General features: G+C 68.3%; 23 protein-coding genes. 9 read left to right on the top strand and 14 right to left on the bottom strand.

Annotated features, from left to right (window positions below; all coding sequences use genetic code 11):
• Positions 1-3: 3 nt before the first annotated feature.
• The 8 genes from QZ670_RS09660 to purM all read right to left on the bottom strand — a co-directional run bounded on the left by QZ670_RS09660 (position 4) and on the right by purM (position 6,698).
• On the bottom strand, positions 4-510 hold the full coding sequence (locus QZ670_RS09660; RefSeq protein WP_294254386.1) for a GNAT family N-acetyltransferase: 507 nt from the start codon (positions 508-510) through the stop codon (positions 4-6).
• A gap of 51 nt (positions 511-561) precedes the next feature.
• Positions 562-1,236, bottom strand: coding sequence for an orotidine-5'-phosphate decarboxylase (gene pyrF, locus QZ670_RS09655; protein ID WP_294254383.1), 675 nt, complete (start codon positions 1,234-1,236; stop codon positions 562-564).
• On the bottom strand, positions 1,233-1,550 hold the full coding sequence (locus tag QZ670_RS09650) for a LapA family protein (protein ID WP_294254381.1): 318 nt from the start codon (positions 1,548-1,550) through the stop codon (positions 1,233-1,235). Before QZ670_RS09650 ends, pyrF begins: the two co-directional genes overlap by 4 nt.
• A gap of 64 nt (positions 1,551-1,614) precedes the next feature.
• Positions 1,615-3,891: a patatin-like protein gene (locus QZ670_RS09645; RefSeq protein ID WP_294254379.1), complete on the bottom strand. Its 2,277-nt coding sequence runs from the start codon at positions 3,889-3,891 to the stop codon at positions 1,615-1,617.
• A complete protein-coding gene (locus QZ670_RS09640) occupies positions 3,891-4,583 on the bottom strand; it encodes an endonuclease/exonuclease/phosphatase family protein (RefSeq protein ID WP_294254377.1) in 693 nt (230 codons plus the stop codon). The genes QZ670_RS09645 and QZ670_RS09640 overlap by 1 nt, the downstream gene beginning before the upstream one ends.
• Before the next feature lie 41 nt (positions 4,584-4,624).
• The gene (locus tag QZ670_RS09635; RefSeq protein WP_125973576.1) at positions 4,625-4,822 is read right to left on the bottom strand and encodes a hypothetical protein; all 198 of its coding nucleotides are present in this window, start codon (positions 4,820-4,822) and stop codon (positions 4,625-4,627) included.
• Between the two features lie 70 nt (positions 4,823-4,892).
• Positions 4,893-5,414 (bottom strand): phosphoribosylglycinamide formyltransferase, encoded by a 522-nt coding sequence (gene purN, locus QZ670_RS09630; protein WP_294254779.1) that lies wholly within the window; start codon positions 5,412-5,414, stop codon positions 4,893-4,895.
• 177 nt (positions 5,415-5,591) lie between these two features.
• Positions 5,592-6,698, bottom strand: a complete 1,107-nt coding sequence (gene purM, locus QZ670_RS09625) for a phosphoribosylformylglycinamidine cyclo-ligase (protein WP_294254372.1) — start codon at positions 6,696-6,698, stop codon at positions 5,592-5,594.
• Positions 6,699-6,762: 64 nt separating this feature from the next.
• On the opposite strand from purM, the gene QZ670_RS09620 reads away from it, so the two are divergent.
• From QZ670_RS09620 to QZ670_RS09605, 4 genes are read left to right on the top strand one after another with little or no spacing between them, the layout of a single operon-like run.
• Positions 6,763-8,010, top strand: coding sequence for a heavy-metal-associated domain-containing protein (locus QZ670_RS09620; RefSeq protein WP_294254369.1), 1,248 nt, complete (start codon positions 6,763-6,765; stop codon positions 8,008-8,010).
• A complete protein-coding gene (locus QZ670_RS09615; protein ID WP_294254367.1) occupies positions 8,007-8,621 on the top strand; it encodes a chromosomal replication initiator DnaA in 615 nt (204 codons plus the stop codon). The genes QZ670_RS09620 and QZ670_RS09615 overlap by 4 nt, the downstream gene beginning before the upstream one ends.
• Positions 8,618-10,786, top strand: a complete 2,169-nt coding sequence (locus tag QZ670_RS09610) for an RNA degradosome polyphosphate kinase (RefSeq protein ID WP_294254365.1) — start codon at positions 8,618-8,620, stop codon at positions 10,784-10,786. Before QZ670_RS09615 ends, QZ670_RS09610 begins: the two co-directional genes overlap by 4 nt.
• A 4-nt stretch (positions 10,787-10,790) precedes the next feature.
• Positions 10,791-12,287, top strand: a complete 1,497-nt coding sequence (locus tag QZ670_RS09605; RefSeq protein WP_294254363.1) for a Ppx/GppA family phosphatase — start codon at positions 10,791-10,793, stop codon at positions 12,285-12,287.
• A gap of 170 nt (positions 12,288-12,457) precedes the next feature.
• Here QZ670_RS09605 and trmFO read toward each other — a convergent pair whose 3' ends face one another.
• Genes trmFO through QZ670_RS09590 form a run of 3 tightly spaced genes read right to left on the bottom strand, consistent with a single transcriptional unit; the run spans position 12,458 to position 15,345 of the window.
• Positions 12,458-13,774 (bottom strand): methylenetetrahydrofolate--tRNA-(uracil(54)-C(5))-methyltransferase (FADH(2)-oxidizing) TrmFO, encoded by a 1,317-nt coding sequence (gene trmFO, locus QZ670_RS09600; protein WP_294254361.1) that lies wholly within the window; start codon positions 13,772-13,774, stop codon positions 12,458-12,460.
• 53 nt (positions 13,775-13,827) lie between these two features.
• On the bottom strand, positions 13,828-14,829 hold the full coding sequence (locus QZ670_RS09595) for an SRPBCC family protein (RefSeq protein WP_294254357.1): 1,002 nt from the start codon (positions 14,827-14,829) through the stop codon (positions 13,828-13,830).
• A 27-nt stretch (positions 14,830-14,856) separates the two neighbouring features.
• Positions 14,857-15,345, bottom strand: coding sequence for a MarR family transcriptional regulator (locus QZ670_RS09590; RefSeq protein WP_294254777.1), 489 nt, complete (start codon positions 15,343-15,345; stop codon positions 14,857-14,859).
• A 169-nt stretch (positions 15,346-15,514) separates the two neighbouring features.
• Here QZ670_RS09590 and QZ670_RS09585 point away from each other — a divergent pair, with 169 nt between their 5' ends.
• On the top strand, positions 15,515-15,946 hold the full coding sequence (locus QZ670_RS09585; protein ID WP_294254355.1) for a DUF488 domain-containing protein: 432 nt from the start codon (positions 15,515-15,517) through the stop codon (positions 15,944-15,946).
• A 270-nt stretch (positions 15,947-16,216) separates the two neighbouring features.
• Positions 16,217-16,732: a PilZ domain-containing protein gene (locus QZ670_RS09580; RefSeq protein ID WP_294254353.1), complete on the top strand. Its 516-nt coding sequence runs from the start codon at positions 16,217-16,219 to the stop codon at positions 16,730-16,732.
• 19 nt (positions 16,733-16,751) lie between these two features.
• Here QZ670_RS09580 and QZ670_RS09575 read toward each other — a convergent pair whose 3' ends face one another.
• Positions 16,752-18,122 carry a class II 3-deoxy-7-phosphoheptulonate synthase gene (locus QZ670_RS09575; protein ID WP_294254776.1) on the bottom strand — a complete coding sequence of 457 codons (1,371 nt, stop codon included), beginning with the start codon at positions 18,120-18,122 and terminating at the stop codon, positions 16,752-16,754.
• Positions 18,123-18,453: 331 nt separating this feature from the next.
• Between QZ670_RS09575 and QZ670_RS09570 the strand changes: the two genes are divergently transcribed.
• The 3 genes from QZ670_RS09570 to QZ670_RS09560 are packed head-to-tail and all read left to right on the top strand — an operon-like array spanning position 18,454 to position 21,460.
• Positions 18,454-19,596 carry an 8-amino-7-oxononanoate synthase gene (locus QZ670_RS09570; RefSeq protein WP_294254351.1) on the top strand — a complete coding sequence of 381 codons (1,143 nt, stop codon included), beginning with the start codon at positions 18,454-18,456 and terminating at the stop codon, positions 19,594-19,596.
• Positions 19,593-20,219 (top strand): dethiobiotin synthase, encoded by a 627-nt coding sequence (bioD, locus tag QZ670_RS09565; RefSeq protein ID WP_294254349.1) that lies wholly within the window; start codon positions 19,593-19,595, stop codon positions 20,217-20,219. Before QZ670_RS09570 ends, bioD begins: the two co-directional genes overlap by 4 nt.
• On the top strand, positions 20,219-21,460 hold the full coding sequence (locus QZ670_RS09560; RefSeq protein ID WP_294254348.1) for an adenosylmethionine--8-amino-7-oxononanoate transaminase: 1,242 nt from the start codon (positions 20,219-20,221) through the stop codon (positions 21,458-21,460). Before bioD ends, QZ670_RS09560 begins: the two co-directional genes overlap by 1 nt.
• On the opposite strand, the gene QZ670_RS09555 is transcribed toward QZ670_RS09560, so the two are convergent.
• Positions 21,461-21,871 (bottom strand): TM2 domain-containing protein, encoded by a 411-nt coding sequence (locus QZ670_RS09555; protein WP_294254345.1) that lies wholly within the window; start codon positions 21,869-21,871, stop codon positions 21,461-21,463.
• 238 nt (positions 21,872-22,109) lie between these two features.
• On the bottom strand, positions 22,110-23,540 hold the full coding sequence (gene cysS, locus QZ670_RS09550; protein ID WP_294254344.1) for a cysteine--tRNA ligase: 1,431 nt from the start codon (positions 23,538-23,540) through the stop codon (positions 22,110-22,112).
• Positions 23,541-23,570 lie beyond the last annotated feature (30 nt).

The raw sequence follows: 23,570 nt of genomic DNA, 5'->3' as shown, positions 1-23,570 counted from the left end.
GCGCTAGACCAGCGGCTTGGCCAGCACCGTCATGAACAGCGGCGGGTCGAGCGGGATCGGGAAGTCGCGGCGCTCGCCGGTCTCGGCATAGCCGCGGCGCACATAGTAATCGATCAGCTTGCGACGCTCCTCGATCACCGTCATCTCCATCCGCGTGCAACCGAAGACGTCGCGGGCATGTGCCTCGGCAGCGGCGATCAGCTGGCGGCCGAGACCGCCCGCCTGGCGCAGCGGATCGATGCAGAGCAGCCCGAGATAGGCGGTGCCGCCGCCCCGGTTCGCCACGTTGACGCAGCCGATCGCGGCGCCGTCCTCCCAGGCGCTCAGCAGCACTTGCGCAGCATCCTCGACAATCGCGGTCAGCGTTTCGAGGTTGGTACGCGGCCCCTCGATCAGGTCCGCCTCGTGCGTCCAGCCCTGGCGCGCGGTCTCACCGCGATAGGCGCGTTCGATCACGGGGTGGATCGCCGGCAGGTCGGCGGACAGGGCAGGACGGATGGCGAGGGGCATGGTCGTTCCGGAAGCTTCCCCTCTCTTGTAGGCGGGGAAATCCGTTTTTTCTCAAAGCGTCGCGGCAATTGCGCGCGCAGCTGCGTCCGGATCCTCGGCCTGTGTGATGGGCCGGCCGATCACCAGGATCGAGGCACCTGCATCCACCGCGCTGCGCGGCGTGACGACGCGCTTCTGATCGCCGACATGCGCATCTGCAGGGCGCACGCCGGGAACGACGAAGAAGCCGTCCTTCCACGCCGCATGCGCCGCCTTCACTTCCTCGCCCGAGCAGACGATGCCGTCGACGCCCGCCGAGCGCGCGAGTTCGGCCAGCCGCATTACCTGCTCGTGCGGATCGGGCTTGAGGCCGATCGCGGTCATGTCGTCGCCGTCGAGGCTGGTCAGCATCGTCACCGCGACGACCTTGGTGCCCTCGGGCGCGGCCGCCTTGGCGTCCTCCAGCATCGCCCGGCCGCCAGCGGCGTGGACCGTCAGAATGGCGGGGTTGAGCGGCCGCAGCGCCTGGATCGCCTTGGCGACGGTGTTGGGGATGTCGTGGAACTTGAGGTCGAGGAAGATCGGCACGCCGATCTCCGCCATCTCGTGCACGCCGTGGCGTCCGTTCGCCATGAAGAATTCGAGACCCAGCTTGATCCCGCCGACATGGTGGCGGACCTTCTGGGCAAGCGCCTTGGCCTTTTCCAGCTCGGGCGTGTCGAGCGCGACATAGATGCGGCTGCTCATGTGCGCGGCTCCGCGGCGGGTTCGGTGACCGGTTCGAAGCGCGGCGCAGGCGTGGCGGGGATCGACCGAAGGTCGGCAAGGGCGCGTTCCAGCCCGGCGAAGCGCTGTCGCATCCGCCAGCGCAGCGTCTGATAGGCGACCAGCATCGGGAGGAAGCCGGCGAGGAACACGACGATCAGCAGCAGCGGCAGGCTGATATCGGCGACGAGCCCGCCCCAGAGCTGGATGCTCACGCGCTGCTCGCCATTGTAGATCACGAACCCGGCGATCACGCCGCCGAGCAGGAGCCACAACAGCACCTTCAGAAACCGCATTCCGCTCCCTTCCTGGCAAATCCTGACCGGCCTTCTAGGCCCGAGCGGGCCCGCTTGCCAAGGCTCAGCCGATTTCGGCGCGCAGTTCGGCGATCAGGCCGGGGATCGCGGTGAGGGCGGGCGCCTCCTCGTCGAGGATGGCGTGGAAGGCGCGGCGCTTGAGCGCGGCGACATGTTCGGCATCGGGCCGCGCCTCGGCGTCGAGGGTGGAGAGCACGATGTCGATCAGCCGGTCGGCGCCGTTGAGGCGGCCCCAGAGATAGTCGTTCTCGCGATACGCTCGGCTGAAGAAGGCGCCGAAATTGTTGAACTGGTTGCCTTTCAGCATCGCCGCGACGCCGCCGGTGCGGATCGCCTTGGCGTCCTCGGGCGAGATGCGGTCGACGCGGATGGGATCGAACTCGTCCATGCCCTCGCCCTGGAGCAGCGGCAGCGTGGCGATGTCGAAGAAGGGGAAGCCGAGATAGGCGAGCAGCATCGGCCGCCGCAGTTCCTTCGAGAGTGCGCTGAACCCGGCCGAGAGCACCTCGTCGGTCTGGCGGTCGAGCGCACGCAGCTGCATCCGCTCGGCAAGCGTGTCGAGCACCGCGCCGGGATCGCCCGCCAGCCGATCTTGGAGGTCGGCGAAGGTGTCCGAGCGTTTTAGCTCAAGATAGGCGGCCAGCGCGCCATAGATCGCGTCGCGCATCGGCCGCATCGCGCCGCGCGGGGCGGACTGTTCAAGCTCGGCGAGTCGGCGGGCGAGCAGGCGCAGGCGGCGGATACGGAAGCCGAGGTCGTGGCCGCGCAGGAAATCGAGCGCTTCGGGCGAAGCGCCGCCGGGCAGCGATGCGCCGAACCGGTCGGCACCGCGCGTCCGCACCGCCTCGCGCAGGCGGCGGCCGAGCGAGCGAAGCTTCTGCCCATCCTGCTGCCCGGCAAGCGCCTGCAGCAGCCGCGCGGTCCGGTCGATCGCGCCGTCGACCTTGAGCAATGCATAGGCGGTATGGCCATAGCCCGCCTTGGCAGCCGCCGCGACCTGCGCGCGCTTGCGCCACGCAGCCAGCCGCTTGGGCGTCGGGTAATCCAGCCATAGCGTGTAGCCGAACAGCGACTCGACCTGTGCTTCCACTTCCGCACGTATTTCGGCGACGATGGCGAGCATCCGTTCGATCCGGTCCGAGCGGGCGGCGATCGCGTCGAGATTGTCGCGGATTGGCTGCTTGCGCGGCAGTTCGGACAGCGCGCCGATCAGCGTCGAGAAGAAGCCGGGACGCTCCTGGCGTGGGCCGTAGAAGTCGAACCGCATGTCCGGGGTCGGGTCGAGGAAGACGAAGCGGCGGTCGACCTGCCGGCGGGCAGGGCGCTCGCGCAGCGCGTCCATCGCGGGCTCGAACGGCGCATTGGCCAGCACCGATCCGTCGATCAGCACGGCTTTCTCGGCGCGGCTCTCCGCCCATTGCTCGGGCAGCGCGCGCTGGAGGAAGGCGTCGCGCCCCGCCCAGGTCTCGCCGCGATCGGCGAGCACCTTGTCGAGCTCCTCGACCATCAGGGGCGGGAAGGCGCCGGGGAAGCTCGAGGTGGCGCGGGCGGCAAAGCCCAAGGCGGCAGGATGCGCGATGCCGGTGCCGCGGCCGTGGTCGGTGAAGCTGAAGACGAGGCGATGCTCGGTCTCCACCACTTCCGGCGGCGTGTTGAGCCGCAGCGTCTCGGCATGGCCGCGGAAGTCGGTGGCGGTGACGAACAGGTCGAGCGGCTGGCCCTCGGGCAGCAACCGGCGCTCGGCGGGGCCCCGGGCCATCTTGTCGAACGCGGCGAGCAGCGTCTTGAGCAGCTGTTCGCCCCCGAAGGGCGGCTCGAACCAGCGCGAGCGGACGAAGCGCTCGAGCTTCTCGCGTACCTCCGCGCGTGCACCCGCTTCCACCGTCTCCTCGACGCCATGCTCGCGGTTGGAGAGCATCCAGGCGATCGGCTTGGCCCAGATCTTGGCGAAGCGGTGCGACGGGCCTTGGCTGGGGGCGAGCAGCGCGTCGACATCGGCATGGTCGAGCCACATCGCGGTGAGGGGATCGAGCGACTGCCCGGTGGCGATCGCCTGCGCGAGGAACACCGCGTTGATTCCGCCCGCACTGGCACCCGACAGGATGTCGATCAGCACGCGCAGGTTGAGCCCGCTGCGATCGCGAATGTCCTCGATCAGCTCGCGGTAGACGCTCTGGAGCGGGGTGCCCTCGCGCTCGGCGCAGCTCGCGCGAGCGAGGTGCCACACCTCCTTGGTGATGCCGTGCATGTACACCGCCAGGCTGATCCCGCCATAGCAGACCAGCGCCAGCCGCAGTTCCTTCTCCTGCGTCTCCTGCATCAGCGGTGCCGCACCTCCGCCCAGACGGGGAGGTGGTCGGAGGCGGTGCGCGCCGCCAGGCTGTGGTGCACGCCGGCCTCGCCCAAGGCGAGCTCGGGCGAGGCCATGATCCGGTCGAGTCGCGCCATCGGGCGGCGGGCGTGGAAGCTCTTGCCGGTCGCCGCGAAGGCGAAATGCTGGGCGAAGTCGCGCAGGCAGCCGCGATCGGCGCTCCATTCGTTGAGGTCGCCCATCATCACGGTCGGCATCGGCGGGAGGTCCGCCAGCTGGGTGAGGATCGCATGCGCCTGCCGCCGACGCCAAAGGCCGGACAGGTCGAGATGCATGCCCAGCACGCGCAGCTTCTGCCCCTGGATGCGGAGATCCGCCATCACCGCGCCGCGCGGTTCCAGGGTGGGCAAATGGAGCGCCGCGCAGCCGAGGATCTCAGCCTCCTTGCGGACCAGCAGCGCATTGCCGTGCCAGCCCATCGAGCGGGCGCGCATGCCGAAGTGCACCGGCTTCCACGGGCTGTGCTCGGCGAGCAGGCTTTGGGTGAGCACCGCCTCGCGCGCGCCGAAGCGCCGATCGGCCTCCTGCAAGGCGATCACATCGGCGTCGACCTCGAGCAGTACCTCGAGCGTCCTCTCCGGTCGGCGTCGTCGGTCGGTGCCGATCGACTTCCGCATGTTATAGCTGGCGACCTTGATCATCCGCGCCCCTTATCGGCGCGGGCAGCATAACAGCACAAGTCTCAATAACCCGTTTCGCCCCGTTCGCGCTGGCCCGCCGCCGCTTCGGCTGCAGCGAGCAGGCTGCGACCGGTGGCCTCGGCGGCCTCGGGGGTCATCGCGACGGCGACGCCATTGGGGCCGTCGAGCAGCACCAGCCCGAGTTCGGCCGTGGCGATCCCGCCTTCTTCCTCCGGCGTGAGCGCCGAGTCCTTGGCCATGTCCGTGATTTCCCCTTGTTCGGTATTGACGGGGATGAACGCGGGATGACGGCCAAATATCCGCAGATTCTCAGCCCCGGAGCCAGTCGGCGAGCGTTTTGGCGTAGAGCTTGTGCTCCTCGGCCAGCACACGGGCGGCAAGGCTGTCGGCGGTGTCGTCCGGCAGGATCGGCACGCGGGCCTGGCCGAGCACTTCGCCGCCATCGAGTTCCTCGGTGACGATATGGACCGAGGCGCCCGCCTCGGCATCGCCCGCCTCGATGGCACGAGCGTGCGTGTCGAGGCCCTTGTACTTGGGCAGCAGCGAGGGGTGGATGTTGACGATCCGCCCGCGCCAGCGCGCGACGAAGTCGTCGGACAGCAGTCGCATATAGCCGGCGAGCGCGATCGCCTCGACGCCGGCTTCGCGCAGCGCCGCATCGATCTTAGCTTCATACTCGGCCTTGCGCATGCCCTTGGGGCTCTGCGCGAAGGTCGGCACGCCGCGCTCGGCGGCCCAGGCGAGCCCGGCCGCCTCCGGCTTGTCGCTGGCGACGAGCGCGACCGTATAGGGGCAGTCCGGCGCCGCGGCGGCCTCGACCAGCGAGGCCATGTTCGATCCGCGGCCCGAGATCAGAATGCCGAGTCGCTTCTTCAAATTCCCCTCCCGCTTGCGGGAGGGGTTAGGGGAGGGGCTGACATGGAGAGGGAAGGCTGGCGGTACTGCTCAGCCCCTCCCCCGACCCCTCCCGCGAGCGGGAGGGGAGCGCATTCTGCGAGCGCTCGGCAATCACCCATGATGCGTGGCGCTCCACGGCGCGCGCGCGCTCCAGGTCTCGTCGCCGCCGACCACGGTGCAGCCGCGCTCGCCCGCTTCGATCGAGCCGATGGGGAACACCGTCTCGCCCGCGGCGGTCAGCGCTGCCGACACGGCCCCGGCCTGGTCGGCGGCGACCACCGCGACCATGCCGATGCCGCAGTTGAAGGTGCGCGCCATCTCTTCGGGCTCGATATTGCCCTGCGCTTGCAGGAACGCCATCAGCCGCGGCAGCGGCCAGGCGTCCGCGTCGATGCGGGCATGGGTACCCTTGGGCAGCACGCGCGGTACATTCTCCAGCAGGCCGCCGCCGGTGATATGGGCGAGGCCGTGGATGGTGCCCTTGCGCAACTCGGGCAGCAGGCTGGCGACATAGATCCGAGTCGGCGCCATCAGCGCGTCGATCAGCAGCCGCTCCTGGTCGAACAGCGCCGGGCGATCGAGCTTCCAGCCCTTGTCCGCCGCGAGTCGCCGCACCAGCGAGAAGCCGTTCGAGTGCACGCCGTTCGAGGCGAGGCCGAGCAGCACGTCGCCCGCCGCGATCTTCTTGCCGTCGAGCAGCCGGTCGCGCTCGACCGCGCCGACGCAGAAGCCTGCAAGGTCATAGTCGCCGTCCGCATACATGCCCGGCATCTCGGCGGTCTCGCCGCCGATCAGCGCGCAGCCAGCCTGGCGGCAGCCCTCGGCGATCGACGCGATCACCCGCTCGGCGACCGCGTTGTCGAGCTTGCCGCTCGCATAATAATCGAGGAAAAACAGCGGCTCGGCGCCCTGCACGATCAGATCGTTGGCGCACATCGCGACGAGGTCGATGCCGACGCCGTCATGATGGTTGTGCTCGATCGCCAGCTTCAGCTTGGTGCCGACGCCGTCGTTCGCCGCGACCAGCAGCGGGTCGGTGAAGCCCGCGGCCTTCAGGTCGAAGATGCCGCCGAAGCCGCCCAGATCGGCGTCCGCGCCCGCGCGCCGGGTGGAACGGGCAAGCGGGCCGATCGCGCGCACCAGCGCGTTGCCCGCCGCAATCGAAACGCCCGCCTGGGCATAGGTGTAGGGGCCGTCGCCCGCCTTGGTGTCGCTCATGGCAGAGCGCCCTAGCCACAACGCGCTTGGATTTCCACGCCCGGTTCGCCAAAAGGGCGCCCGCATGCAGTTTCGCCGTCCCAAAACCGTCCTTGGCGCCCTTTCGGCGCTCGCGCTCGCCGGTGCGGGCATCATGGCGGCACGCGGGCAGGGCGGGGCGCCCGTAGCACCCGTAGGCACCGCCGGCAGCTTCGAAGTGAGCGGCGTGAAAGTCGACGTCTCGGGCAAGAGCGCCGACATCGCGCGTCAGGGCGGCTGGCGGATCGCGCAGCGCAAGGGCTGGTCGATGCTATCGCAGCAGCTCACCGGCAAGCCGGGCTCGCTCTCCGATTCGGCGCTGGACGCGATCGTCACCGGCATCGTCGTCGAGCGCGAGCAGATCGGGCCCAACCGCTATATCGCCAGCCTCGGCGTACAGTTCGATCGCGCCAAGGCAGGCTCGATCCTGGGCGTGTCGATCGCGGTCACCCATTCGCCGCCGATGCTCTTGGTGCCGCTGCAATATTCGGGCGGCGTCGGCCAAGTGTTCGAGCGCGATACCGCCTGGGCGCGCGCCTGGAACCGGCTGCGCGCCGCGGGCAGCACGATCGACTATGTCCGCCTGCGCGGTACCGGCGCGGACCGGCTGCTGGTCAATACCGGCCAGACGCTGCGCCACGGTCGCAACTGGTGGCGGACGATCCTCGATCAATATGGCGCGGTCGACACGCTCGTTGCCGAGGTGCAGCTGCGCCGCGACTATCCGGGCGGGCCGATCGTCGGCATCTTCTCGGCGACGCATGGGCCGGACAAGGATCCGATCACCAGTTTCGCGCTGCGGATCGACAATGGCGACGCGATCGACGCGCTTTTCGACACCGCCGTGGCTCGGATCGACAAGGCCTATCAGGCGGCGCTGACCGACGGCCGGCTGCATACCGATGCGGTGCTCGCGGCGCGGCCGCCGGTCGCGCAGCCTGCCGCGCCGACGCCCGAGGAAACCCCGCTGCCGACGCCGCTGCCGAGCGTGGAGACCACGCCGGGGGCGACGAGCAGCACCATGTCGCTTTCGGTGCAGGTTGAAACGCCCAATGCTGCCGCGGTCAACGCCTCGGAAAGTGCCGTGCGGGGCGTGCCGGGCGTGCGCAGTGCTACGACCACCAGCCTTGCGCTGGGCGGCATCTCGGTGATGCGCGTGTCGTTCGACGGATCGCAGGCGGCTCTCCGCGCCGCACTCGAGTCGCGCGGCTGGAGCGTGCAGGAAGGGCCGGGCGTGCTCCGCATCCGCCGCGGCGCCGCGCCGCAAGCATCGCCGACCCCCAAGGCGCAATGAGCCAGCTCCGCCTGCCGCTGGGTCTGCCCGAGGCGAGCGAGACGGACTTCCTGGTCAGCGACTCGAACGCCCGCGCCGTCCAACAGCTCGAACACTGGGCAACGTGGCCGGTCATGGCGGCGCTGCTGGTGGGCCCGCGCAAGTCCGGCCGCAGCCTGCTCGCGCGGATCTTCGCTGCCAAGAACGGCGCGACGATCATCGACGATGCCGAACGCGCCGACGAGGCCGACATCTTCCACGCCTGGAACGACGCGCAGGGCGCGCGCCGCCCGCTGCTGATCGTCGCCGACGCCGCGCCGCCGCTGTGGGAGGTGACGCTGCCCGATCTGCGCTCGCGCCTCGCCGCCTCGCCGCTGCTGGAGATCGGGCCGCCCGATGATGCGCTGATCCCGCTGCTGCTGGAGCGCGCCTTCATCCGGCACCTGCTGCACGCCACGCCCGCGGTCATCGCCTGGATCGCCAAGCGCATCGAGCGCAGCCATGTCGCCATCCTGCGCGTTGCCGATGTGCTGGAGATGGAGACCGACGGCCGTTTGTCGATCCCGGTGGTGAAGACTACACTCCAGGCTGCAAGCCTTTTGACGCATTCCGACGATAGCGAGAGCGAATGACCGAATCCGCCGCACCTGCGACCATCGCCCCCGCCGATCCCACCGAAGCGCGTTACTTCAACCGCGAGCTCTCCTGGCTGGCCTTCAACCGCCGCGTGATGGAGGAGGCGTGCAACCCCGCCCATCCGCTGCTGGAGCGGCTGCGCTTCCTCTCCATCTCGGGCAGCAATTTCGACGAGTTCTTCATGGTCCGCGTCGCGGGCCTGATGGGCCAGCAGCTCCAGAATATCGATACGCGCTCGGCCGACGGGCTCACCCCCGCGCAGCAGCTGGAGGCGATCTCCGCCGAGGCCGCGACGCTCGCCGACGAGCAGCAGGCGGTGTGGGTGGACATCCGGGCCCAGCTCGCGGTCGCCAACATCTTCGTGCTCGAAGCCGATGCGATCGAGGGCGAGACCGAGCAATGGCTCGCCAACCATTTCCGCGAGCAGATCTTCCCGATCCTGACGCCGCAGGCACTCGACCCCGCCCACCCGTTCCCGTTCATCCCCAACCAGGGATCGAGCGTGATCTTCAACCTGCTGCGCAAGTCCGATCGCGAGCCGATCCAGGAACTGGTGATGCTGCCGACGACGCTCAAGCGCTTCGTCCGCCTGCCCGGCAGCCCGGCGCGCTATGTCGCGATCGAGACGCTGATCAAGCATTTCTGGGGGCTGCTCTTCCCCGGCTACGAGATGCTCGCCGCCGCCACCTTCCGGGTGCTGCGCGACAGCGACATCGAAATCGAGGAAGAAGCCGAGGATCTCGTCCTCACCTTCCGCTCTGCGATCAAGCGCCGCCGCAGGGGCCGCGTGATTCGCCTGGAGATGGAGGAGGGCATCGCCCCCGATCTCGAAGCGGTGCTCAAGGAAGAGCTGGGCGGCAGCGACGCGCTGCTCACCGAGACCGGCGGCTTTCTCGGCGTCGGTGACCTGTCGATGCTGGTCGACGAGGACCGGCCGGACCTGAAGTTCACCCCCTTCTCGGCGCGCTTCCCCGAGCGGATCCGCGAATATGGCGGCGATTGCTTCGCGGCGATCCGGGCGAAAGACATCATCGTCCACCACCCGTATGAGACGTTCGACGTGGTGCTCAGCTTCCTCCAGCAGGCAGCGGCGGACCCGGACGTGGTGGCGATCAAGCAGACGCTCTACCGCGCCGGCAAGCAGCCCGCCGTCATCAACGCGCTGATCGCCGCCGCCGAAGCCGGCAAGTCGGTGACCGCGGTGGTCGAGCTCAAGGCCCGCTTCGACGAGGAGCAGAACCTCTATTGGGCGACTGCGCTGGAACGCGCCGGCGTGCAGGTCGTCTACGGCTTCATCGACTGGAAGACCCACGCCAAGGTCTCGATGGTCGTCCGCCGCGAGGGCGATCGCTACCGCACCTACTGCCATTTCGGCACCGGCAACTACCACCCGATCACCGCGCGGATCTATACCGACCTCAGCTTCTTCACTGCAGATCCGCGGATGGGGCGCGATGCGGCGCAGATCTTCAACTACGTCACCGGCTATGTCGAACCGCAGCATCTGGAACTGCTCGGCATCTCGCCGCGTGATCTGCGGAAGCGCCTGACCGCGCTGATCGAGGAGGAGATCGAGCATGTCCGCGCCGGCCGGCCGGGCACGATCTGGGCGAAGATGAACTCGCTGGTCGACCCCGCAGTCATCGAGAAGCTCTACCAGGCGAGTGCGGCGGGCGTGCAGATCGAGCTGATCGTGCGCGGCATCTGCTGCCTGAGGCCCGGCGTCGCGGGAATGAGCGAGAATATCCGGGTCAAGTCGATCGTCGGCCGCTTCCTGGAGCACAGCCGCATCTGGGCGTTCGGCAACGGCAAGGCGCTGCCCAATGACGACGCCAAGCTCTATATCTCGTCGGCCGACTGGATGCAGCGCAACTTCGATCGGCGCGTCGAGTTCATGTTGCCGCTGCTCAACAAGACCGTGCACGACCAGGTGCTCGACCAGGTGATGGTCGCCAACCTGCTGGACAACGAACAGAGCTGGCTGCTCGCGCCCGATGGCCATTACGACCGGATCGTCCCGGGTGAAGACGGGGAATTCAACCTGCACCGCTATTTCATGACCAACCCCTCGCTTTCGGGCCGCGGCGCCGCCGTGGAGGCGCGCAAGCCCGTGCCCAAGCTGTCGCCGCGCAAGCGCCGGCTCGCAACGAAGGGCGGCTGAGCAGGTGGCCACGGCCCTGTTCCGCAAGCCGCGCGCTCAGTCCGAAGGCGCCCGGCCGCGTACGGCGATCATCGATATCGGCTCCAATTCGATCCGCCTGGTCGTGTATGAAGGCCCGGCACGGCTGCCGGCGATCCTCTTCAACGAGAAGGTGATGGCGGGCCTGGGCAAGGGGCTTGCCGAGACGGGCGCGATCCATGCCGGCGGTCTTGCCAGCGCACGGGCGGCGCTGGGCCGATTCGCGTTGCTTGCCCGCGAGATGCAGGTGAGCGAGCTGCGCACCGTCGCCACCGCCGCAGTGCGCGACGCCTCCAATGGCGGCGAGCTGATGGCGATGGCCAAGGCGCTCGACCTGGAGGTTGAATTGCTGTCGGGCGTCGAGGAAGCGACCGCAGCCGGTCTCGGCGTGCTTTCGGGGATCCCGGAAGCCGATGGTGTTGTCGGCGATCTTGGCGGAGGCAGCCTGGAGCTGGTCCGCGTCGTTGCGGGCACGGTGACGGATCGCGTCTCCTTTCCGCTTGGCGTCCTTCGCCTTGGCGCGATCCGCGCGCGCGGCAAGGGTGTGCTGGAGCGCGAGGTCACGCGCATGATCGAGGCGGCAGGCTGGAAGGGGCGGGGGAAGGGGCTGCCCTTCTACATGGTCGGCGGCTCGTGGCGCTCGCTCGCCAAGCTCGACATGCATCTCAGCAACTATCCGCTGCCGATCGTCCATCATTATCCGCTGGCGATCGACCGGGTGGAGGAGCTTGGTCGTCGCGTCGAAGGCGCAACCAAGGCCGATCTCAAGACCGTGCCTGATCTGTCGAGCGCGCGCATTCCCTCGCTGGCCGATGCAGCGGCACTGCTCGTGGCAGTGACCAGGCAGCTCGGCAGCAGCGGAACGATCGTATCGGCCTACGGCCTGCGCGAAGGCTTGCTGTTCCAGCGCCTCTCTGCCGAGGAGCGGCTGCAGGATCCGCTAATCGTTGCCGCCCGCGAGGAAGGCCAGCGCTCGGGCCGTTTCCCGGAGCATGGCGATCTGCTCGATGCCTGGCTTGCGCCGCTGTTTCGCGACGGGACGGAGTGGGCGCGGCTGCGGCATGCCGCCTGCCTGCTCGCCGATGTGGGCTGGCGAGCAAACCCCGAGTTTCGCGCCGAGCGGGGCATGGAGATCGGACTGCACGGCAATTGGGTCGGCATCGACGCCGCCGGTCGCGCAATCGTGGCGCAGGCGCTGTACACCTCGCTGGGCGGGGCGATCGATAGCCCGGTGCCGCTCGAAGGGCTGGCCTCACCTGAGGCTTTGGCGGAGGCCAAGCGCTGGGGACTGGCGATGCGGCTCGGCCAGCGGCTGAGCGGCGGGGTCGCACGGCCGCTCAAGCGCTCGCGGTTGCGGCTGGAGGGGCCGTCGCTGGTGCTCAGTCTCGCTGATGGCGACGAGCCGCTCTACGGCGAGGCGGTGGAAAAGCGCCACCGTGCGCTGGCGCTGGCGATGGCGAAGGAGCCGGTGCTGGAAACGTGAGGGGGTAGGGGTTCACTCGGACTCACCCTCACCCTTCCGGCGCTCCGCGCCTCCCTCGCTCTCCCGCCGGCGGGAGAGGGATTTTAGCCCAATGCCCTCTCCCGCTTGCGGGAGAGGGAGGGACCCGCTGCCGAAGGCAGTGGGACGGTGAGGGTGACTGCTGTGTCCCCTCAGGCCGCCAGCCACTCCTTCAACGCCGCCCGCGCCCGATCGGTATACATCCGCTTGCGATCCGCCTTCTTGGTGCGGCCCTCGATCGGCGGGAACAGCCCGAAATTGACGTTCATCGGCTGGTACGTCTCGATCTCCGCCTCGCCGGTGATGTGCGACAGCAGCGCCCCCAGCGCCGTCTCGCGCGGCGGCGGCGGCAGGTCTACGCCAGCAATCTCCGCCGCGGCGAAGCGTCCGGCCAGCATCCCGATTGCCGCGCTCTCGACATAGCCCTCGCAGCCGGTGATCTGCCCGGCGAAGCGGATATTGGGCGCGCTCTTCAGCCGCAGCGTACCGTCGAGCAGCTCGGGCGAGCGCAGGAAGGTGTTGCGGTGCAGCCCGCCCAGCCGCGCGAACTCGGCATTCTGCAGCCCGGGGATGGTCCGGAACAACCGCACCTGCTCGGCATATTTGAGCTTGGTCTGGAAGCCGACCATGTTCCATAGCGTGCCGCTGGCATTGTCCTGCCGCAGCTGCACCACCGCATAGGGCCAGCGCCCGGTGCGCGGGTCGTCGAGGCCGACGCCCTTCATCGGCCCGTAGCGCAGCGTATCGACCCCGCGCTCGGCCATCACCTCGATCGGCATGCAGCCTTCGAAATAGGGGACATTCTCCCACTCGCGGAACTCGGTCTTCTCGCCGGCCATCAGCGCGGCGTGAAATTCGAGATACTGCTCTTTGGACATCGGGCAGTTGATATAGTCTTTGCCCGAGCCCTTGTTCCACCGGCTCTGGAACCAGGCGATCTCCATGTCGATCGACTCGCGGTGGACGATCGGAGCGATCGCGTCGAAAAAGGCGAGGCTGTCCTTGCCCGTGGCGCGGCCGATGCTCTCCGCCAGCATCGGCGCGGTCAGCGGCCCGGTGGCGACGATGGTGCGGCCCTCGGCGGGCAGCGTGTCGACCCGCTCGCGGACGATGGTGATGTTCGGATGCGCCTCCAGCGCCGCGGTCACGCCGTCCGCGAAGCCGTCGCGGTCCACCGCCAGCGCCGAGCCGGCGGGCACCTTGTGGATGTCGCCTTGGGTGAGGATCAGCGAGCCGAGCGCGCGCATCTCCTGGTGGAGCAGGCCCACCGCATTGCTGTCCGCATCGTCCGAGCGGAAGCTGTTCGAGCAGACGAGTTCCGCCAGCCGGTCGCTTTGATGCGCCGGGGTCATTTCGCCCGAACCGCGCATCTCCGACAGGCGCACCTTGTGCCCGGCCTGGGCCAGCTGCCACGCAGCCTCCGATCCGGCGAGGCCGCCGCCGATGATATGGATGTCGTGGCCGGGCATGGGCAAACTCTAGCTGTTGGAACGGGGAAGCAGGCGGACATAGTCCCCACGGCTCAGCGCGCAACCCCCGCAGCTTCGGCCCGCTGGGCGATCACCGCAAGGACGTTGTTGGACACGTCGCCGAGGAACAGCTCGCCCCACAGCCGGGCATACCAGTTGACCGGCGTCCGCACCCGATAGTGGGTGGTGAGTGTCAGCCGCGTGCGGCCGTCGCCCAGCGGCTCCAGCGTATAGCCGCCATCGGTGATCCGGTAATAGGCGCTGTCGGGCATCAGGTGGCGGTCCTGCAGCTTCCAGCCGTCCATCTCGTCCTTGTCGAAGCGGAAGCGCCACCATAGGCGCCTGCCCGGCTGCCAGTCGGTGATCACTTCCTTGAACGACAGACCCTGCTGCCAGCGGGCATAGCGGATCGCGCCGGGCCCGGCGCCGACCAGCGTGGCGCTGACCGGGCGTGGCAGGCGGATCACGTCCTGCGAGAGGTTCCACGTCCCTTCGCTGGGCGCGATCGCGCCCACGCCCTGGGCGAGCGGCCAGATTTTTGCCGGATCCGCGGCGACTACGATCGATCGGCTGACGACGACGTTCGCGATGGGCAGCGGAACATAGGGTTCGGCCTGCATCGCCAGCACCGGCACGAGCAGCAGCGCGGTGGAGCGGAGCGTCTGGCCGTCCCCCTCGTCGCGCGGGCCGAACCAGCGCCAGGCGAGATAGCCGCCCAGCGTGCTGAGGCCATACCAGACCGGCGCGAGCATGACGATGCAGAGGATTCCCTCGTAGAGAAACACGAGCGAGGTCGACACCACCGCCACCAGGAGCGCCACCGGGATCTTGCGCGTGTAGAAGGCGCGCGAGCGCTCGCGGAACGGATCGGCGATTCCCAGGATGAAGGCGGTTACCGCGGCGGGGAGGATCACCAGAAAGGAGAAGCTGATCAGCCCGCTGGGATTGGCGGCCGTCAGCAGCAGATAGACGGCGAGGCAGAAGGCAAGGCCGGCCGCCAGCGCGCACGCCACTCGGATCGCCGCCTTGCGGCGACGGGGAGACAGTTCGGACATGGGAAACTCCTTTCGGCGTGCCGGAGGCTATCCGTCGCGTTTGCCGGGGAGGAAGGTTGCGATTCTGCGGCCCAGCTTCATCAGCGTGACCAGCGTGGGCTTGGGCAGCTGGCGCATTTGGTCGTACCAGTCGCCCAGCGTCGTGATGAACTGATGCATCCGCGTGATCCGCTCGCGGAGCTGCTCGGGTGCGTGCTTGTCGGTTGCGAGCCGTTCGGAAAGTTCGGCAAGGAGCGCCAGCGTGGGATCGATCTCGCGGCGCTTGCGCTCGGCGGAGATGCGCAGCAGCAACTCCCACAGGTCGGTCTCGGCGACGAAATGGTCGCGGCGATCGCCTTCGATATGGACGCGCCGGACGATGGTGTAGGCCATCAGCTCCTTGAGCGCGGTGGAGATGTTGGAGCGCGCCAGGCCCAGCGCCTCGGCAATGTCCTCCGCAGGCAGCGGCGTGTCGGAGAGATAGAGCAGGGCGTGGATCTGTGCGACCGAGCGGTTGACCCCCCAATGCGTTCCCATTTCTCCCCAATGGAGGATGAAGGCCTTGGCGTCGGGATGGTCGCTGATCACGTCGCTTCCTCTATTTCTGTAATTTCAGAAATAACAGGATTTCGGCGCACGGTCAACGCCTGGTTTGCGGTTGCGGCGAAGTCGGGACCCCGTGCATTCTTGCTGGGAAGGAGCCCCGATGAAGATCTTCACCATTGGCTATGAAGCCACCACCATGGCCGAGTTCCTCGCCGCGCTCACCAAGGCCGGCGTGCAGCGGGTGATCGACGTGCGCGCGCTGCCGCTGTCGCGCCGCCCGGGCTTTTCCAAGTCCAGCTTGGCGGCGAGCCTGCGGGAGGCGGGGATCGACTATGTCCATCTCAAGCAGCTCGGCACCCCCAAGCGCGGGCGCGATGCGGCGAAGAAGGGCGACGTGGCGACCTTGCGCGAGGTCTATGACGTCCAGCTGGGGCTGCCCGAGGCGCAAGCGCAGGTCGCGCAGATGCGCGCGCTGGCAGCGGAGAAGCCGAGCGCGTTGCTCTGCTACGAACGCGATCCGTGCCACTGTCATCGGACACTGCTGCTGGAGGCCGAAGGCGAAGGCGCGGAGGTTGTCGACCTCTACGCCTGATCCCGAAAAGGCCGGGGCAGCCCCGTGGGACTGCCCCGTGTAGTTCGGGGAGAGTCGACGCGAGGGGGAACGAAACGCGTCGACAGGGGATCATTTGCCCGGCCCGTGTTGCAGCCGCGTGTCGCTTCGTTGCGGTGCAACCCGAAAATTGTCGCGGTCGCCGAAAAATCTTCGTTAACCATGAACTCTTAAGATAATTTCCGCGGCGTTTACCGCCTCGCAACGCCTGCGCGTGCAAAGCGGAGCCCAACGCACGCCAGTGGAGCGCTTATGGGTATCGCGGCACGACTGTATCAGGACGGACGCTGGGCCGAGCGGCACAGCGTCGAACTCGAAGCGACGCTGCGCGATTCGGACTGGGCGCCGGTCGACGTGACGATCGAGGACCTGTCGAACGGCGGCTTCCGCGTCGTCGCGGGCGCCGAGCTCAAGGTGGGCGACGCGATCGCGCTCGGCATCGCCGGAATCGGGACGCGCGAGGCATCGGTCGTGTGGGGCACCGCGGGCATCTATGGCTGCGAGTTCGTGACTCCCCTCAGCGACGCGGAGCTGCGCGCCGCCGTGTCCGGCCCCGCCGCGACGCCGATCGCCTTTCCCAAGACGCCGCTGCCGACGCCTCAGGCTACCCCGCCGGTCGTCGACGGGTGGAACGCCTCGCCCAAGGAAGAGAAATTCTCGGTCCGTACCCGGCTGGCGATCATCGTCGGCAGCGCAGTGCTCGCCTGGATGCTGGTGTTCGCGCTCGGCTATGGCCTGTGGGCGCTGGCGGGCGCGCTGCTCCGCTGAACAACGCGCCCTCCGGGGATCAGGCCGCCGCCTTGCGGCGCTCGGCCATTTCGTCGTTGAGCATCTCGGCGAGCAGGAACGCCAGTTCGAGGCTCTGACCCGCGTTGAGCCGCGGGTCGCAATGCGTGTGGTAGCGATCGGCCAGACCCTGCTCGGTGATCGCGATCGCGCCGCCGGTGCACTCGGTTACATTCTGCCCGGTCATCTCGGCATGGATGCCGCCGGCGAAGGTGCCCTCGGCCCGGTGCACGGCGAAGAAGCCGCGCACCTCCGCGAGGATCCGGTCGAACGGCCGCGTCTTGTAGCCGTTCGCCGCCTTGACGACGTTGCCGTGCATCGGGTCGCAGCTCCACACCACCGGATGCCCCTCGCGCTTCACTGCGCGGACCAGCTTGGGCAGCCCGGCCTCGATCTTGTCATGGCCATAGCGGGTGATCAGCGTCATTCGGCCCGGCACGCGGCCCGGGTTGAGCGTGTCGAGCAGGCGCAGCAGCGCGTCGGGCTCCAGGCTCGGCCCGCACTTCATCCCGATCGGGTTGCCGATGCCGCGGAGGAACTCGACATGCGCCGAGCCCTCGAAGCGGGTGCGATCGCCGATCCACAGGAAATGCGCCGAGGTATCGTACCAGTCGCCGGTCAGGCTGTCCTGCCGCGTCAGCGCCTGCTCATAGGGGAGAAGCAGCGCCTCGTGGCTGGTGTAGAAGTCGGTGCCCTTGAGCTGCGGCACGGTATCGGGGTTGATCCCGCACGCCTCCATGAAGTCGAGCGCCTCGCCGATCCGGTCCGCGACATCGGCGAACTTGGCCGACCAGGGGCTCTTGCCCATGAAATCGAGCGTCCACTTATGCACCTGGTGCAGATTGGCATAGCCGCCATTTGCAAAGGCGCGCAGCAGGTTCAGCGTCGCTGCCGATTGGCTGTAGCCCTGCACCATCCGCTGCGGATCGGGGATCCGCGCTTCGGGCGTGAAGGCGATGTCGTTGACATTGTCGCCGCGGTAGCTGGGCAGCTCGACGCCGTCGATTACCTCGGTATCGGCCGAGCGCGGCTTGGCGAACTGGCCGGCCATGCGGCCGAGCTTCACCGTCGGCAGCTTGGAGGCGAAGGTGAGCACCACCGCCATCTGCAGGATCACGCGGAAGGTGTCGCGGATGTTGTTCGGGTGGAACTCGGCGAAGCTCTCGGCGCAGTCGCCGCCCTGGAGCAGGAAGGCCTCGCCGCGCGCGACCTTGCCCAGCTCGGTGGTAAGCTCGCGCGCCTCGCCGGCAAAGACCAGCGGGGGATAGCTGCTCAGCTGCCGGGTGGCCACGTCGAGCGCGCCCTTGTCCGGATATTGCGGCATCTGGCGCGCTTCGGCGCGCGTCCAGCTATCGGGGGTCCAGCTTGCCATTGCACTCTCCACGTCGCGGACGGCGACGTGCCAGTCCGCATGCTCGGCGATTCCCATCGCCGCAATCTGGTTCATCACCTTGGTGTTGGCGCGCTTGCCGTCGGTCTCCCAGCCCTGCACCGTCGAGCCTGGCGTGTCGAACCAGGCACCGAAGGCGGCGCGGGTGAGGGTGCGTTCCTCGCGAAACTGGCGGATCTTGGAACCGGCTAACGTCGTCATTCAGGCCCCTTACCCGGCCGGGGTAAAACTGTGCAAGCATTTTCTTACCCCCGCGGGGTAAAGGTAAGCGGATCGATTGCACCCGCGCGCAGCGGGGTGTAGCCGCGCCGCGATGCATGCATTCGAAGCACAGACGCGCGACCTTGCCGATCTGGCGGCCCGCGGCCGCGGGCGCAGGCTGATCGCCCGCGAGGGCGCGGACTTCGCGTCCAACGATTATCTCGGCCTTTCCGACTCTCCGGCACTGCGCGACGCGGTGGCAGCGGCGCTGGCGCGCGGGGTGCCGATCGGTTCGGGCGGCTCGCGGCTGCTGCGCGGCAACCATCCCGAGCACGAGGCACTGGAAGCCGAGGCGGCGGCGTTCTTCGGACGCGAGTCGGCGCTGTATTTTTCCAGCGGCTACGCGGCCAATGCGGCGCTGCTCGCGACCTTGCCCCAGCGCGGCGATCTCGTGCTGTTCGACGAACTCGTCCATGCCAGCGCGCATGAGGGCATGCGGCTTGGGCGCGCAGAAACCCGGCAGGCTCCGCATAACGACGTTCCCGCCTTCGCCGAGGCGATCGCTGCCTGGCGTCGTGCAGGCGGGGCGGGGCGCGTGTGGATCGCGGTCGAAAGCCTCTACAGCATGGACGGCGACGTCGCGCCGCTCGCCGCGCTGTCGGCGCTGGCCGCGACCGAGGAGGCGATCCTGCTCGTCGACGAGGCGCATGCGACCGGCGTCTACGGCCCACAGGGGCAGGGCCTCGCCTATGGCTTGCCGACCGCCAACCTGATCACGCTGCACACCTGCGGCAAGGCGCTGGGCTGCGAGGGCGCGCTCGTTACCGGGCCGGCCGTGGTGCGCGACTTTCTCGTCAACCGGGGCCGCGCCTTCATCTTCTCGACCGCGCCGTCGCCCCTGATGGCGGCTGCGGTACGCGCGGCGCTGCGCATCGTGGCGGAGGGCGACGCTTTGCGATCGGCGCTGTCGGGCCGGATCGCTGCGGCCCGCACGGCGCTGGCCTCGCTCGGCGTATTGGCGGGCGACACCCAGATCCTGCCGCTGATCCTCGGCGACGACGTGCGCACCATGGCGTTGGCGGGGGCGCTGCAGGAGAGCGGCTTCGACGTGCGCGGCATCCGGCCGCCCACTGTCCCCACAGGCACCTCGCGCCTGCGCATCTCGATCACCAACAACGTGTCGCCCGGCCAGATCGGCGCCCTCGCGGACCGGCTCGCGACTTTACTCCCCGCAACCGAAACCATCGCAGCATGACCCAGACCTTTATCATTACCGGCACCGACACCGGCATCGGCAAGACCGTGTTCGCCGCAGCCCTCGCCGGCGCGCTCGGCGCCCGCTACTGGAAGCCGATCCAGAGCGGCCTCGACGACGGCAGCGACAGTGAGCGCACCGCAGCCCTGTCCGGGCTGCCGATCGGGCACATTCTCCCCGAGGCCTATCGCCTGGTCACCCCCTGCTCGCCGCATCTGGCCGCCGAGATCGACGGCGTGACGATCGACCTCGATCGCCTCGCGCTGCCGAGTGTCGACAGGCCGCTGGTGGTGGAAGGCGCAGGCGGCGCGCTGGTGCCGGTGACGCGCGAGATCCTCTACGCCGATGTCTTCGCCCGCTGGGGCAAGCCGGTGGTGCTGGTTGCACGCACTACGCTCGGCACGATCAACCACAGCCTGCTCTCGATCGAAGCGCTGCGGGCGCGCGGCGTGCCGATCCACGGCATTGCCTTTGTCGGCGATTCGGTCGAGGACAGCGAGGCGACCATCGCTGCGATCGGCAAGGTCAAGCGCCTCGGTCGCCTGCCGATGCTGGCCGATCTAACGCACGAATCGCTGGTGGAAGCTTTTGCCGAAGCCTTCGACGTGGCGGACTTCGCCTGATGTCGTCGGTCTGGCATCCTTTCACCCAGCATGGCCTGAGCGAGCCGATCCCGATGGTCAGCCACGCGCAGGACGCGGTGATCCATACCGCCGACGGCCGCAGCTTCATCGATGCGATCTCCTCCTGGTGGGTGACGACGCACGGCCATTGCAACCCGCGGATCATGGCCGCGATCGCCGAACAGGCGGGAAAGCTCGACCAGATCATCTTCGCCGGCTGGACGCATGAACCCGCCGAGATGCTCGCCGCCGGGCTACGGGACATCCTGCCGGAGGCGCTGGAGCATGTGTTTTTCAGCGACAGCGGCTCCACCGCGGTGGAAGTCGCGCTCAAGATGGCGCTAGGCTACTGGCACAATCGCAGCGAGAATCGCAGCCGCATTCTGGTGCTCGAGCACAGCTATCATGGCGACACGATCGGCGGCATGTCGGTCGGCGCGCGCGGTGTGTTCAACCGGCCCTACCAGCCACTGCTGTTCGACGTCGGCACCATCCCGTTCCCCAGCGCGGGTGCCGAGCAGGCGACGCTCGACGCGCTGGAGGCCGAATGCCGCGCCGGGGCCGCCGCCTTCATCGTCGAGCCGCTGGTGCTGGGGGCCGGGGGGATGCTCTTCTACACCCCCGCGCTGCTCGCCGAGATGCGCGCCATCTGTGCGCGCCACGACGTCCTCTTCATCGCCGATGAAGTGATGACCGGCTGGGGCCGCACCGGCACGCTCACCGCCTGCGAACAGGCGGGCGTAGTACCCGACATCCTGTGCCTGTCCAAGGGCATCACCGGTGGCGCGATCCCGCTGGCAGTGACGCTGGCGACCGCGCCGATCTTTGAGGCGCACTGGTCGGAGGATCGGGCACGCATGTTCTTCCACTCGTCCAGCTACACCGCCAACCCGATCGCCTGCGCCGCCGCCGTGGCGAACCTCGCCATCTGGCGCGACGAGCCGGTGCTGGAGCGGATCGCCCAACTGGGCGACTGGCAGCAGGCGGCGCTGGACGGTCTAGCCGGGATTCCCGACCTGATTGGCCACCGTCGTGTGGGCACCATCGCCGCGCTGGAGGTAGAGCAGCCGGAGAATGGTTATCTCTCCGCTATCGCCCCGCGCCTCATGGCCTTCGCCCGAGATCGCGGCGTGCTGCTGCGCCCACTGGGCAACACCGTGTACGTGATGCCGCCCTACAGCATCACGCGCGAACAACTGGAGCAGGTCTGGAGGCTGGTGCCCGAATTCCTCGCCGCCTGATCAGCGGCGCGGATAGCGCTGGGCGAACTCGGTATCGCTCATTAGCAGATAGCGGATCGCGTCGACGAACGCCCAGACGCCGGTGATCAGCGCCCCGACGATGGTGCAGGTGAGGATCAGCATCACCACACCCGAGCCCGTACGGCCGAGATAGAAACGGTGAATGCCGAGCGTGCCCAGGAACAGGGCAAGCACCGCAGCGACGATCTTGCTGCGCGGCTCGCCCAAAGGCGCCGGGAGGTCGCCGCCCTCGAGCAGGCGGAAGATACGGCGGGCACGCCTGCCGTCGACGTCGAAATCGACCTTCGCGCCGACGGCGGGGTGGCGGCTGTCGCTCCAGTCTTCCTGGGTGAAGACATAGCGGCTGCCGTCCTCCCCCGAAATCTGGCCTTCGCCGCTCGACCGATCCACGCCCAACACTTGCCCGCGCATTGCTTCCCCCGAAAAAACGTCGCGTTTTGTGGGGGAGGTTGGCGCGGGATGGCAAGAGGCGATTTGCGAACCAGCCATATCCTCCCCCGCCAGGGGGAGGTGGCCCGCGCCAGCGGGTCGGAGGGGGAGGATGCCAGAACCTCTCGCCCGTCGTGCTTCCTCCCCCTCCGTCGCCTGCGGCGCCACCTCCCCCTGGCGGGGGAGGAAACGGGTGTGCCTACAGCGCCGGCTTCCAGTCCCAGGCGAGCGGATCGCCGTCCATCACCTCGATCCCCGCCGCTACGAGATCGTCGCGGATGCGGTCGGAGCGCTGGAAGTCCTTCACTTCGCGGGCCTGCTTGCGCTCGACCAGCAGGTCGGCGATCGCCTCGGGAGTGATCGTCGCGCCCTTGGGCTGCACGCGCAGTTCCTCGCGGGTCAGCTCGGAAAGCCGCAGGCCGAGCACCTTGTCGAACTCGGCGAGCGCGGCCAGCCGGTCCGCTGGCGTGATGCGCTTGTCGGCCAGCATCTCGTCGAGCACCGGCAGCGCCTTGGGCGTGTTGAGGTCGTCCGACACGGCTTCGTCGAGCTTCTCCAGCCACGCCGCCGGCGCGCTGCCTTCGCCCTCGGCGCGCGCCCGGAGTGCGGTGACCGTCATCACCAGCCGCTTCAGCCGGGTGAGTGCTGCAGCGAGGTTCTCGGCCGAGAATTCCAGCTCGCTGCGATACTGCGCCTGGAGGCACAGTAGGCGATAGGCGAGGGGATGCACGCCCGCGTCGATCAGCGACTGGAGCGTGGTGAACCCGCCCTTGGACTTGGACATCTTGCCGCTGCGGTCGACCAGGAAGTTGTTGTGCATCCAGAAATGCGCGCCGGTATCGCCGCAGCCGCAATAGGCCTGGTTCTGCGCGATCTCGTTGGGGTGGTGGATCTCGCGGTGGTCGATGCCGCCGGTATGGATGTCGAACGGCGCGCCGAGATACTGGATGCTCATCACCGAGCATTCGAGGTGCCAGCCCGGCGCGCCCTTGCCCCAGGGCGAATCCCATTCCATCTGCCGCTGCTCGGCCGGCGGCGACTTGCGCCAGATCGCGAAGTCCTGCGGGTGGCGTTTGCCGTCCACCGGATCGATCCGGCTCTCGGCGGCATCGTCTGCGGCACCGGCCAGCCGGCCATAATCGGGCACCGTCGTCACGTCGAAATACAGACCCGACTCGAGCTCGTAGCAATGCTCCGGCGCAATCTTCTCGGCGAAGGCGATCATCTGCTGGATATGATCGGTGGCGACCGACCATTTGCTCGGCTCGGCGATATTGAGATCGCGGATGTTCTGCTTGAACGCGGCGGTATAGTGCGCGGCGATATCCCAGATGCTCATCGCCTGGGCGCGCGCGGCCGCTTCCATCTTGTCGTCGCCGGCATCGGCGTCCGAGGTGAGATGGCCGACATCGGTGATGTTGATGATGTGGGTGAGCGGATAGCCCTTCCAGCGCAGCACCCGGCTCAGCGTGTCGGTGAACACATAGGCGCGCAAGTTTCCGAGATGGGCGTAGTTGTAGACCGTCGGCCCGCACGAATAGACGCGCACGCCCCTGGCGGGGTCGAGCGGCTGGAACGGCTCGAGCGAACGGGAAAGCGAGTTGTAGAGCGTCAGCGGAGCGTCATGCATGGGCTGCGCATAGCGAACAAAAGCGCGGCG

Origin of the sequence: uncultured Sphingomonas sp. (assembly GCF_913774285.1) — a bacterium.
Classification (GTDB): domain Bacteria; phylum Pseudomonadota; class Alphaproteobacteria; order Sphingomonadales; family Sphingomonadaceae; genus Sphingomonas.
Note: the sequence above shows the minus strand (reverse complement) of the source record. Positions and strands in the feature narration are given on the sequence as shown.

Bases quoted from the DNA above. Each gene is read 5' to 3' on its own strand.
- QZ670_RS09645 (WP_294254379.1), bottom strand. From the start codon at position 3,891: ATGCAGGAGACGCAGGAGAAGGAACTGCGGCTGGCGCTGGTCTGCTAT.
- QZ670_RS09650 (WP_294254381.1), bottom strand. From the start codon at position 1,550: ATGCGGTTTCTGAAGGTGCTGTTGTGGCTCCTGCTCGGCGGCGTGATC.
- pyrF (WP_294254383.1), bottom strand. From the start codon at position 1,236: ATGAGCAGCCGCATCTATGTCGCGCTCGACACGCCCGAGCTGGAAAAG.
- QZ670_RS09620 (WP_294254369.1), top strand. From the start codon at position 6,763: ATGCAGTTTCGCCGTCCCAAAACCGTCCTTGGCGCCCTTTCGGCGCTC.
- QZ670_RS09660 (WP_294254386.1), bottom strand. From the start codon at position 510: ATGCCCCTCGCCATCCGTCCTGCCCTGTCCGCCGACCTGCCGGCGATC.
- QZ670_RS09635 (WP_125973576.1), bottom strand. From the start codon at position 4,822: ATGGCCAAGGACTCGGCGCTCACGCCGGAGGAAGAAGGCGGGATCGCC.
- purM (WP_294254372.1), bottom strand. From the start codon at position 6,698: ATGAGCGACACCAAGGCGGGCGACGGCCCCTACACCTATGCCCAGGCG.
- QZ670_RS09580 (WP_294254353.1), top strand. From the start codon at position 16,217: ATGGGTATCGCGGCACGACTGTATCAGGACGGACGCTGGGCCGAGCGG.
- bioD (WP_294254349.1), top strand. From the start codon at position 19,593: ATGACCCAGACCTTTATCATTACCGGCACCGACACCGGCATCGGCAAG.
- QZ670_RS09560 (WP_294254348.1), top strand. From the start codon at position 20,219: ATGTCGTCGGTCTGGCATCCTTTCACCCAGCATGGCCTGAGCGAGCCG.
- QZ670_RS09610 (WP_294254365.1), top strand. From the start codon at position 8,618: ATGACCGAATCCGCCGCACCTGCGACCATCGCCCCCGCCGATCCCACC.
- QZ670_RS09595 (WP_294254357.1), bottom strand. From the start codon at position 14,829: ATGTCCGAACTGTCTCCCCGTCGCCGCAAGGCGGCGATCCGAGTGGCG.
- QZ670_RS09640 (WP_294254377.1), bottom strand. From the start codon at position 4,583: ATGATCAAGGTCGCCAGCTATAACATGCGGAAGTCGATCGGCACCGAC.
- QZ670_RS09615 (WP_294254367.1), top strand. From the start codon at position 8,007: ATGAGCCAGCTCCGCCTGCCGCTGGGTCTGCCCGAGGCGAGCGAGACG.
- cysS (WP_294254344.1), bottom strand. From the start codon at position 23,540: ATGCATGACGCTCCGCTGACGCTCTACAACTCGCTTTCCCGTTCGCTC.
- QZ670_RS09575 (WP_294254776.1), bottom strand. From the start codon at position 18,122: ATGGCAAGCTGGACCCCCGATAGCTGGACGCGCGCCGAAGCGCGCCAG.
- QZ670_RS09585 (WP_294254355.1), top strand. From the start codon at position 15,515: ATGAAGATCTTCACCATTGGCTATGAAGCCACCACCATGGCCGAGTTC.
- QZ670_RS09590 (WP_294254777.1), bottom strand. From the start codon at position 15,345: ATGGGAACGCATTGGGGGGTCAACCGCTCGGTCGCACAGATCCACGCC.
- purN (WP_294254779.1), bottom strand. From the start codon at position 5,414: ATGGCCTCGCTGGTCGAGGCCGCCGCGGCGCCGGACTGCCCCTATACG.
- QZ670_RS09570 (WP_294254351.1), top strand. From the start codon at position 18,454: ATGCATGCATTCGAAGCACAGACGCGCGACCTTGCCGATCTGGCGGCC.
- trmFO (WP_294254361.1), bottom strand. From the start codon at position 13,774: ATGCCCGGCCACGACATCCATATCATCGGCGGCGGCCTCGCCGGATCG.